Raw genomic sequence first — 11926 nt, forward strand, 5'->3', positions numbered from 1 at the left:
GTCATCTGAAAAAAAAGATTAAAAATATGCCGGTGCGAAAAACTCGCACCGGCATAAGAGGAATGAGATTAATTCGAGTTCGATTATTTCATTAAGACCATCTTTTTGGTGGCGACGAATTTACCGGCTTTAACGCGATAGAAATAAACGCCGGAAGCCAGGCCGGTACCATCAATTTCAAAGCGATGGATACCTGCCGGCAGTTCGCCATCAAATACTTTTTTAACCTTCTGCCCCAGGGTGTTGAATACTTCGACTTCAACTTTTTCTGCCTTTGGCAAAGCCAGATCGATCCTGGTAGTAGGATTGAAGGGGTTCGGGTAGTTCTGGCTCAGCTCATAGCGAACCGGAAGTTTATCGCTGTTCGAGGCAATGGCCGTGAGCGTATCGGTAAGCGTCACATTATCAATCTGCCAGTTGTCGCCGCCCACATTGGGATTATTCGGATCGCCGAAGTTTTTAACCATAAAGGCAATGTAAACATAGTCGCCCTGGAACTGGCTCAGGTCGATGGATTTCATCTGCCAGGAATCATAGAATTCGCTTTCCGGATAGCTTTCCACCAGCACAAAATCTTCCGGATTATCTTGCGATGCGGTAGAGACCAGAATGTTTAATTCTGAGCCAAAGTCGTTGGCCGCGTTGTTCCAGTCGTCCTTTGCCATAAAGGTAAAGTATTTGAGATCGGTATTCAGGCTGATAGCCGGAGTAACCAGCCAGCAACGTGATTTGGTGTTGTAATTGGGCATATAGGCGTTCTTTTCGCCTTCAAACGGATTGTAATCGCTCACGCGCCAGGCCGGCGTCGGATCGCCTACTTCAACGCTATCGGCAAAGGTCAGCCAGCCGTCCGGTATCTGGCCTTCTGGCGTGGTTTCAAATCCTTCGTTCAATTCGACAATCATACGCACGTCTTTAATGGCATCGGGTACAACCACATCAAAACTGTAAGCCGAAATACCATTGTTGGTGATCAATTCGATGAGCATGTTATCCACGCTGTTGTAAACGGCCAATCCGGTGCCATTTAAATTCACATTGGTGGCGTAATCTTCTGTGGGCGCTTCAAGCATGTTAAAATCGGCGCACAAATTGTCTCCCGGCTCGCCAAGCAATTCGATGACGGTTGTTCCGGAGCTGAGAGCATTGGTGATGCCAATAAAACGCCGTACGTTATCGCCCGGAACCTTTACTTCAAAGTAATTAATGCTGGTGCCGGAAGGAATGACATCGGTGTCAAAGGTGTAGAGCACGGTTCCGTCACGTTTAATGTAACGCGGCGGGGTTGTGCCGTTAATGAACAGGTAATTGCCCGCGTCGTCAACCGGAGCGATGCCAAAGCGACCTGCGCCAGGTTCTGACAGCGGAATATCGTCTCCTCGACTCCAGGTTTCGCCATCGGTGGTAACCAGTGTATGGATTTTTTCGTTGTTAGAACCAGACCAGTAAACCGTCAGATTTTTACCCGTTCCGGAAACGGCAACCACATCGCCCACGCGACCGCCCAGGTCGTCAAAGGTGCCGTCAAAAATCATCTGCGGCGCGGCTTTTTCATTTTTGTAGTAATAAAGTCGTGCGATTTGTCCGCCCCAGGCAGCCAGATTGCTAACGATGATTTGTCCGTCTTTGGTGCAGGCAATGGTGTTAATCGGATACGTTCCTCCGCCAATGCCTTCGGTGTTCAGCGTGCCGATGGTGTCCCCTGTGGCCGCATCCAGAATGTACACAAATACGCCGCCTACACGGCTGACCACGTACAGATGATTATTCAGGCGGTTGTAAGCCATGCCGCGCACCATATTTTCTGCCAAGTCTTTCTGATAGAACCAGGAAGCGTTAGCAGAGTCGGCGTGAATGCGCCATACCAGCGGGAACAGCTCATAACCGCTACCTTTAAGTTCCACCTTGTAGGTGCCAAAATTCAGGTGAATGCTCAGCACATCCATCACTTCTTCTTCTGCCATGGGCATAAACGTCACCGGAATTTCAAGCGAATCGCCGGCTGCAATGGTGGTATCGCTCATCAGCGAAGATTTGAAGTAAGGCGAGGTAAAGGTTAAAGAATCCAGCGTAAAATCACTGTCGCTGATGTTCTTAATGAACAACGACATGGTATTTTGTCCGTTTATAGCCACAGAGCCAAAATCGATCATATAAGCCGAAAGCTGTACCACCAGGTCTTCGAAATCGCTGCGTAAACGACCGCGGATGGAATAGCCGTTATCCGGTGGTGTTTTGGAAGTGTACTGATCGTGAATTCCCACAACGTTCATCAAAGATTGCGGTGGGAACCAGCCGTCGAGATCCGTATCGCGATCAATAAAAATGTAAGTCGTATCGCTGCCATCGGTCACATAAACCGAGCCGTTGCTGCCTTCATCGGGCCAGCGAGAAGGATCAACCATCCAGATGCTGTCCAGCCGCACCAGCATGCCTTCGTATTGTTCGCCCATATCGGCAATTTTGATTTTAAGGGGCTCAACCACATTACCGGTACTTTGCACCCAGATATCGGTCGGACCGATTTCGGTCAAACCTTTGTATTGCATCAGGCTGCCCTTAACCAGCACTTCATCGCCGATATTCAGATTCCAGCGAGTGGAGCCGGAATAGAGGTTGATGCCGGCGGTCGTATCCTGGATATAATATTGCGAGCCTGAGCCGCTGTAGTTCACCGAAGTAACGATGCCCTGCACCTCAAAGGTTTCGCCAAGGTGATCCGGGACAAAATCTCCGTCGGCGTCCACTTTAACGTCTGCAATCGGCGTATTGGGCACACCGGGCGTTAATTTAGAAACCATTTTGTGCAGGCCGGTAAAATGAATTACGTAGGCCACTTCTTCATCGTAATCAACGGCCACGCCGCGCGGTCTTTCAACGGTAATGGTTTGTTTTACATTGCCGTTCAAATCGGCTATAATGATTTCATTGGCCGATGTATTTGATATCCACATGCGATCTGCCGCGTCGATTTCGCAGGCCGAAGGATTGCTTAAACCGGTCATAAAATCCGTACCTTTGGCATAATAGCAAGAATCCGTTCCGACAATGCCGCCTTCCCACATGGCAATGACATCGCTGGATTCATCGGCCAGAAATACTTTGGAGCCGTCTTTGGTTACGCTAATGCCCCGATTAATATGCCAGCCGGTGGCGCCAAACGGCGAACCCTTTAGCTCATTTCCGTTAATATCGAACACCGAGAACATGGCTTCCACCTTGTGGGCGATGTAAACATAACCGTTTTGATCGATATCCAGATCGCCCGGCGAAAAGTTGAGCGCCCAGCCGTTCAAGGGCGTTCCATCCGTTTTATAGCGGAGTACTTTTTTATTTCCGTAACTGATCACATAGATAATGCTGTCGTAATAGGCAACGCCGCCGGGGTTGGCAATGCCTACTTCGACGCCGTTTTCATCCAGACCTTTGGTGATGGGGCTGAAATCAGCCATGGTGCTGTCCGGATTGAACACCAGTACCTGAGAGGTGCCCGGTGCGCCGTAATCGGTCACCCACAATTTGCCTTCGTAATCCAGGGCGGCAAATTGGCCGGATTCGTTCTTTGGCCCAAAATGGAAGCGCACTTTCCAGTAATCAACCGGAGTAACCGGCGGAAGCGTAAGCGCAACGATGTCATTTTCATCGCGCGGTAAAATTTTGTACTTGCCGTAGCTGTAGGTCACAACGCCGGTTACATCGTACTTAACGCCAGAATCCGGCGAAAAGGTGTAAATTGCGTCGTCTATTCTGGCCGGGCCGCTACCATCGTCCACCTGCCATTCGCCATAGCCAAGGTCTTCATCGGTACAGGTGGCGTCTTTGACCTGCACCAGCACGCCTTCGTACATCTCCTGCGAAACATCACCGGTGGCCACAACGAGCGGATCCATGGTATTGCCGGAACTGACAATGGTGAAAGCATCTACATTTTTGAGTTCGGTTAAATTATAATACTCGGCAACTTCAGCTTCCAGCGCAACCTCATCGCCCATAGCCGGTTTGTTATTTTTATCATAAACATAAATTCCGCTCCATGCAGCCTGGGCATCCTGCAGGTAATATCCGCTGCCGGTAACGGCCGTAACAATGCCGGATGTTTTGACAACCTGCCCGACGTAAGGAGAAGGTCCCGCCTGGCCATCGGCCGTTGTTTGAATATCGGCAATGGTTACCTCGGGAATGTTTTTAAGTCTGGTAACCATTTTAACGGCCGAAGTAAAATGGATAATGTATGCCGTATTGTTGGCCCAGTCAAAAGCCGCGCCTCTGGGGCTTTGAAGGCCGCTAACGGTTTGCAACACGTTGCCGCTCGTATCGGCCACCAACACCTCATTGTTGCCGGTATTGGAAATCCATATATTTCCGTCGGGGTCAATTTCACAGGCAGATGGATCGCTCAGGCCGGTCATAAAATCGGTCTGCTTTTCAAAATGGCAGGAGTCTGTTCCTATAAAGCTTCCCTTCCAGTAAGCAATAACATCTGAACTCTCATCGGCTAAAAAGACTTTTGAGCCATCCGCGGTAACGCCGATGCCCCGGTTAATATGCCAGCCGGTAACGCCAAAGGGCGAACCTTTCAGCTCGTTGCCGTTAATATCGAAAACGGAGAACATCGCTTCTACTTTATGAGCGATAAACACATGACCGTTGGCGTCGATATCCAGATCGCCGGGCGAAAAACTCAGCTTCCAGCCAGTCAGCGCCGTTCCGTCTTTCAAAAAGCGCATTACCAGCTGGTTGCTGTAGCTGATCACATAAATCGTATCGCCAAATACAGCCACGCCTCCGGGGTAAAGGATACTTACGGACGCACCGGTTTCATCCAGCCCGGAAGTAATCGGGCTGAACGCCGCCTCGGTTGTGTCCGCATTAAAAACGCGAACACTGGCGGTGCCTGGCGTACCGTAGTCCGTAACCCACAGTTTCCCATCGCTATCAACCGCGGCAAATTGCCCGGATTCGCCGGTGGGGCCAAAGGCCACATCAACTCTCCACTCTGCCATAACCATGGTTGATAGCAAAAGGAGAGAGGCGAAAATGGTAACAAATACTCTCATAAGAGACCTCCTCAATGTTGGTGGATATGTTTGCACTTCAGAAGCTTTGAAGCTATATCAATTTACAATAGAAATTTCTTATTCTCAACAAAAAATTTAACAAATTTAAATTATCGAATGATATGATCTATTCAATTGTAATTTAATGACTTAACAATCAATATTACAAGATTAGTAATTTAAGCGAACTAACTTAATTTAAAAAAATCAGACTGCTCCGCCTCGTGAAACGAAACAGTCTGATTTACGAATTTTATTGCGAGGTTTTATTGCCTATAATGGAAGTAGAAGTGTAGCCGTTGCCTTCCGGAGGCGAATCGACGATAATATTAATATATACCTGAGGATCGGCCAGACTATCGCCTGGGGCCCAGGTAAAACTAAATTCGGTTATGCCGGGTCCGGCAGTTTGAGAATCCCTTAGCTCCACATCCACATCGCCATATAAAGTTCCGGCGGTAGCCTGCACCTTGATGGAAGTTTGCGCCACTAAGGGCAAGCCCCATACATCGTGCACTTTGTAATTAAACTGTATGGGTTGATTTAAATCGGTATAAGTGAAAGAAGTCGGCTCCACTTCGATGGGCGCCGCCGCATCTGTCAGCAGAACCTTTGTGCTGGCTTCAATAGATTTTTGTCCCAATGTATCGCTGTAGGTATAAGCGGTAATGGTGGCAAAGGGATTGACCAGCGGTTCAGGAGGTAATGGTGCGGCGCTTATCAGGCGAACCGTAGCCTCTCCCATTTCATTGGTCACAGCGGAACCTTCTATAATACAGTAGTCGCTTTTAAAGTACACAACCGTGCCCGGGGCAACCGGATTGCTGAATTTATCGCCCACATAAGCTGTTATTTGATCAATAATACCAAAATGAACGCGTCCGGCTATATTGGCAATACTGGGTACAACGCTAAAGTGATTTTCATCGGGCAGGCCGCCATGAATGGCCACCCGAATGGGCTTGGAGTGGATGGTTTCGCCGTCAACCTGCGCCTCGGCCACAATTTGAACCGCTCCGGCCATGGTTCCGCTGTTCAGCACCGTGTACACATAGCCCTCTCTGGTGGTCATGGTATCCGGAAAGACATACTCTCCCCCGCCCGGTCCGTTCAGGATATAGAACCTAACCAGCACGCGATGCTCGGCGTCAACCCGGATGCCATTGGCGTCTGTAACGGTAAAGTTGAGTACAGCCGATTCATTCAACCCGGAACTTTTAATGTAAATATGATCGGTTGTTTGATTTAGAACGGTAATGTGTCTGGCCGGTCCGCTATTGCGTAAGGTATCGGTGGGCGTGAGCAATGTATCGGAGCCTATTTGTTGCAGAACTATATCCGGCACGGTAATCGTGGCGCCCGTTTTGGCCTTAATACTCATCGTTTCCATTGAAAAACCGACCTTACTGAACTGGAGTTCCACGACAAAGGTATCTTTAGCAGATTCTACCGCCAGAGTATAGGCTCCGGCGGCGTCGGTTTTGGTTTGTACAAAATAATCTTTGGCAACCACCAGAACCCCTTCGATGGGCTGAACAACATTGTTTTTATCGAGATAGAAAACATTGCCCTGTAAAGTGGCCATATTGTCTTGCGTGGATGTTGTACAGGAAACCGCCAATAATAAAGCGAACAATATAACTACAAATTTTTGCACATGACCTCCTTTAATTTGCAAAGTCAACTTTTATCATATCGGGCGGGACCAAATTTCTTTGACGCAGCTCATCCAGGCTTTTCTGAAAGGTACGCATGCCGTACTCTGCCCCCATTTGAATGGCCGATTCTATTTGATGCGTTTTCCCCTCCCGAATCAAATTTCGAATGGCCGGGGTGGCAATTAAGATTTCTAACAGAGCGATCCGATCTGCCCGGTGCGCCTGGCGTACCAGGCGCTGTGAGATGACGGCTACAAGCGACCCGGCCAGAATAACGCGAATTTGCTGTTGCTGCTCGCCGGGAAAGACATTAATGATGCGATCGACCGTTTCGCTGGCCGAGTTGGTGTGCAACGTCGAAAAAACCAGATGACCTGTTTCGGCTGCGTGCAGGGCGTTGGTAATCGTTTCGATATCGCGCATTTCGCCTACTAGAATAACATCCGGGTCCTCGCGTAAGGCAGCGCGCAGCCCCTGCGCAAAGCTTTGCGTGTGCACGCCTACTTCTCGTTGGTGAATGAGCGAAAGCTTTGGGCGATGGAGGTATTCGATTGGATCTTCGAGGGTAATAATGTGGTCCCGCCGGTTCCGATTTATTTCATCGATCATCGCAGCCAGCGTGGTCGATTTTCCGGATCCTGTTGGACCGGTGACCAGAATCAAACCTTTTCGATGCCGGACGATTTCCTTTAATACCGGCGGCATCAATAGTTCGTTAAGCGTGCGAATTTGTTCAGGGATGATCCTGAGCGAGGCGCTAAGGCCATTGGAATGTTTAAACACATTTACACGAAATCGACTTATCCCCTCGATGGATAATGAAAAATCGATTTCCAGATTTTTTTCAAATGCGGCTTTTTGCTCAGGGCGTAAGTAAGCGAAGATAAAGTTTTTCAACTCCTCGTACGTTATCACAGGCGCATCGATTCTTTTCAACTCGCCGACCAGACGAATGATCGGCTGCATGCCGCTGCTGAAATGAATATCTGAGGCATTTTGCCTTACTGCAAAACGTAAAACCTGACCAAAATTAACAGACATAACTCCCTCTACTTCGCTTCCAGAACTTTGCTTGTTATAAATATCAATAAATCATTTTTTTCTTTTTTGACGGTGGTGTGCTTAAACAAATAACCTAAAATGGGAATGCTGCTCAACAGCCAGATTCCCTCTTGCTGCTCGCTTTTGGTCTCTTTTACCAACCCGCCAATGGCCACCGTTTCACCGTCGTTTATTACAACCGTTGTTTCCACCTCGCGCACAGAGATAATTGGTTGAGGCGCTTCTGCCGTTCCCACATAACCAATAATTTCCTGCATAACGGGATGGAGCTTTAAAGTAATTTTATTGTCTTTTCCCACAGTAGGGATAACTTCAAGGCGCATGCTGACGTCTCTTTCTTTGTAAGAATACAGATCGCCTGCCACGCTACGTTGAATTTCCGGAATAGGTACGGTGGTTCCAATTCTTATAATCGCTTTTTGATTATTGACCGTGGTTACCTTAGGATTAGAGATCAGCTTGGAACGATTGTCGCTTGCCAGCATATTTAGCGCGGCCTGTAACTTGTCAATGGTTAACACGCCCAGATGAATTTGATCCGGAGTTTCAGGTAACTCGTACCAGCCGGCTAAAATGGTTTGTTCGCCGCCCTGAGTTTGTTGCCCTTGGTTGGTGATTGGAGCGGTGGTTTCAGCCCCCATTACCGAGGCCCTGATCGACGTGGGCCACTTTAAGCCCAGTTGCTTGTTATCTCCAATCAGGGTTTCTATTAAACGAACTTCTATCAACACCTGTTTGAGCGGCGCGTCTAATTCCTGAATAATCTGATCGATAATGGCCAGATTCTCCTCAAGATCGGAAACGATCAAAACGTTCGAACGATCGGGCTCATTTGCGGTAGTTTTTTCAGTTATTAGAGCTTCCAGCTTGCCTTTTTTGGATAAAAACTTGCTCACAGTCGCTTTGATTTTAAGAGCGTCGATATATTGAAGGTGGTAAATCTTTGTCTGAAGCTCGCCGTAATACTCATCTTTTAAAGGCTTGATAATCATTACATTATCTTTGATGAGATAGTGGTATCCATTGGGCTTTAAGATGTATTCAAGCGCCGTCCGTATCGGAACATTAGTTAAACGGACATTCACCACTTCTTTTCCGTCTCCGGTAAAAACATAATTAAAGCTGTTTTGTTTGGCAAACAGACGCAAAGCATCTTTTAGCATAACGCCTTCAAAAGATGGCGAAACGCGTTGTTCTAATAATTTTTCGATATTAACCGCCAGGCTGGCGCTTACGGATAGCAATAAGATAAGAAAGACGCTGACTATTTTTACACAAAGGTTTCGCATTAAACTTCTCCCCTTAAATATTAGTCAATCTTAAGATTTTTCGCTTTTTGCCATCCCATAAGATGACTCTTTTTTCTTCTATTTTAATAACTTTATAGCCTTCGATCACATCGCCCTCTTTTACAATTCGATCATTAATCAGAGCAACCGAACCCCGCGGTTTAAAGCTGATCCCTTTTAGAACAAAAGTCGGTTCTTTTACCATTTTCCTTGAACTTTTTGTAATCTTCTTCGCCTTCTTTTTAATTAAAAAGGGATCATCCCCCCAGCTGGAGGTCAGGTCAATCTTTAACGGATCGTTCAATAATTGATCCGTTTCTTGCTCGGCGGCCTGTTCCTCAGCAGGGATTTCTGTGCTCTGGCCGGCATAAAAGCTAAGATAGGTCTCTTTATTTTTTATAAAGTCAAACACGGCATAGACTAAAACGATTCCCAGAATTATAAACAAGATCTTCTGACTTTTGGTTAATTGTATCTTTTCCATATTACTCATTCCAGGTATATAGTTTTGTATCAATTACTGCCTGAACATCATAACCGTTTTCGTCCAATCTTTCCATAATTATGGATTGCGGTAAAATGTAAAACGGTAATTCTTGCCACTGCTCAATATATTTACCGATTGCCAGGTATTGGCCAACCAGGGTGATGGTAAGCGGTAAGGGGATAATCTTTTTGTCTTTTTGCTCAAAATAATCTTTAAACCCTGGCGAAAAATCAACCAGTTTCAGATTATATTTTTCAGCCAGACTTTGCAGACGTTCCGTAACCTGCCCCAGATTTTCACGTCTGACAAACTTAGCTTTTTCTTTCTCCAGTTGAATTTGTTCTTGTTCAAAGCGTTTTTTAATGTTTTCCAGATTTGATTTGGCATTTGAAGCCATATTTACTTTATTTCTGACTTCCAAAAGCTCCACATCCAGCAGTGTCAGCCGGTTAATCTGAGCCACATAAACAAAATTATACCACAATAATACAACTAACACAATAATGCCTAATTTGATAGCAAATTTTTTTCTTGTCATTCCCACCTCATTTAAAATGTCAACGTAAGACTAAATTCAATCTTTTTATTCTGGATATCTTTATTTTTTTGTTCCAGATTAATGCTCTTGAATATATTCAGATTATTCAGACTATTAATAAAATTAATCAACTCCACATCTCCGGTAACCAGATCGCCTTTAATCTCTCCGGCGAGCGAAATGACATACTTTGGCAAATCTTCTGGCGCATTTTCGTTTTCTATATTCCCGCCTGCCTGGAGCGGTTGCAATACAAAACTTGTCAGTCGGATAGGCTTTGGCGTCAAATTGCTAAATAGTCGCATCATTTCCAGAATCGGCGGCTTGTCTTTATTGATTTTGTTTTGCAATTCCAGGTTTTCTTTTTTGACATCGCCAATAAGTTTCAATAAACTGAGGTAAGATTGTTCATACGGATTTAGCTCATGGTACTGCGCTTCCAGCACAGAGAGTTCTGCTTCTTTTGCTGTTATGGCCTGGTATTGTAAAAAAGTTAAATAGCCAAAGGTAACCGCTCCCACAATGCAAAAAAGATTAACATAGCGGTTAATCCGGGCCAAAATCAACTTTTCTTCGTAATCTTTGGGGATCAGATTAATCGAATTTTTATCGGCCAGTACTGCGCCAAATGCGGCCGTGTATTCGCCATATTTAACCGCATCTTCCTGAGCGTTTTCGATAAAGCCAGGATACAAAACAAACACAGGCATGGATAATCTTGATTTGAGGTAGGGGATCAAACTTTCCTTTTGAATGCCATAGCCCGTTAATAATATCCGCTCGACAAAATTTCGTTTGTCTTCGCCCTGAATAAAAGCGATGGAGCGCAAAATTTCTGCAAAAAAGGTATGTAACACCGGGTTCTGTTTAACTTTTAGGTCTTTTAATTTTTCCATTAAACGTCTTTTTAACAGGCTTTCACCGGACTCAGGTTCAGAAATTTTCCCCTCATCTACTTTTTCTTCAGTATTTCTTTTACGCGTTTCGTCCTGTTTAATGGTCACTTCCAGATTTCTGGAACCAATGCCTAAATTCCGCAGATAGATCAGTTGTCCGTATTTTAAATAACAGATTTGAGTAAAATCATAGGAAATATTCAATAATAAATCCGATTTTGGATCATCAACCATTTTATTGTAAGCCAGAACAAGACTCATAGGACGCGGCACTAAATAACTAACAGGAAACTTCAGATGAGAAAAGATATAAACAAACCGATCGACCGTTTCTTTCGGGGAAAAGACCATTTGTAACCTTTGCTTTTTTATCCCCTGCTCTTCAAACTGATCGACCACATAATATTCCAGATAGAATTCATTATCTTTAAAATGTTTGAGTTCTTCTTTATATCGAAAAATAATGGCCTGTTCCAGTTCTTTCCTGTTCTTAATACGAGGAAACACATCATTTTTAAACAGCAAGTCCGTGCTAAAAAAGGTTACCCTTACCTCCATGCCGGCTTTATAAATACGCGACTTGATATTTTCGAGCGCGATTTGCATTGCCCGCGTGGCCTGAGTGATTTCAGTCGGGAAGGTTTGTATTCCCCAGTCTTTTACCTGAATATTATCGCCGATCTTTTTTACAACAAGGTAACGAATTTTATCGATATCAATATCAAGCGACAGGATGGTTTTGGCGCCCAGCTTTTTAGCAAACGAAAGCGGAGCGAAAACATCGGTCGTGTATATTTTAGTTTTGGGCGGCATTGTTTTCTGCATATTCGAAACAGAAACGCCCGCCTCTTTCTCAGCCGACTTTTTCCCTGACGAAGTTTGAAAACTACTTCTTTCCGCAGAAACCGCTTTTCCTTTTTTGTTCCGTTCGTCCATAAA

General features: G+C 45.6%; 7 protein-coding genes. All 7 read right to left on the minus strand.

Annotation, left to right across the window (positions count from 1 at the left end; genetic code table 11):
- Positions 1-83: 83 nt before the first annotated feature.
- Positions 84-5057, minus strand: coding sequence for a T9SS-dependent choice-of-anchor J family protein (locus tag Cabys_RS11985; RefSeq protein ID WP_006930772.1), 4974 nt, complete (start codon positions 5055-5057; stop codon positions 84-86).
- A gap of 253 nt (positions 5058-5310) precedes the next feature.
- On the minus strand, positions 5311-6714 hold the full coding sequence (locus tag Cabys_RS11990; protein ID WP_006930775.1) for a hypothetical protein: 1404 nt from the start codon (positions 6712-6714) through the stop codon (positions 5311-5313).
- A 10-nt stretch (positions 6715-6724) separates the two neighbouring features.
- On the minus strand, positions 6725-7756 hold the full coding sequence (locus Cabys_RS11995; protein ID WP_006930776.1) for a type IV pilus twitching motility protein PilT: 1032 nt from the start codon (positions 7754-7756) through the stop codon (positions 6725-6727).
- Between the two features lie 8 nt (positions 7757-7764).
- The gene (locus Cabys_RS12000; RefSeq protein WP_006930778.1) at positions 7765-9066 is read right to left on the minus strand and encodes a secretin and TonB N-terminal domain-containing protein; all 1302 of its coding nucleotides are present in this window, start codon (positions 9064-9066) and stop codon (positions 7765-7767) included.
- Between the two features lie 13 nt (positions 9067-9079).
- Entirely contained in the window at positions 9080-9550 is a 471-nt protein-coding gene (locus Cabys_RS12005) for a hypothetical protein (protein ID WP_006930784.1), read from the minus strand.
- 1 nt (position 9551) lies between these two features.
- Entirely contained in the window at positions 9552-10091 is a 540-nt protein-coding gene (gene pilO, locus Cabys_RS12010) for a type 4a pilus biogenesis protein PilO (protein WP_006930785.1), read from the minus strand.
- A gap of 11 nt (positions 10092-10102) precedes the next feature.
- A complete protein-coding gene (locus Cabys_RS12015) occupies positions 10103-11923 on the minus strand; it encodes a type IV pilus biogenesis protein PilM (RefSeq protein ID WP_006930786.1) in 1821 nt (606 codons plus the stop codon).
- Positions 11924-11926 lie beyond the last annotated feature (3 nt).

It is taken from the genome of Caldithrix abyssi DSM 13497, assembly GCF_001886815.1.
Taxonomy (GTDB): Bacteria; Calditrichota; Calditrichia; order Calditrichales; family Calditrichaceae; genus Caldithrix; species Caldithrix abyssi.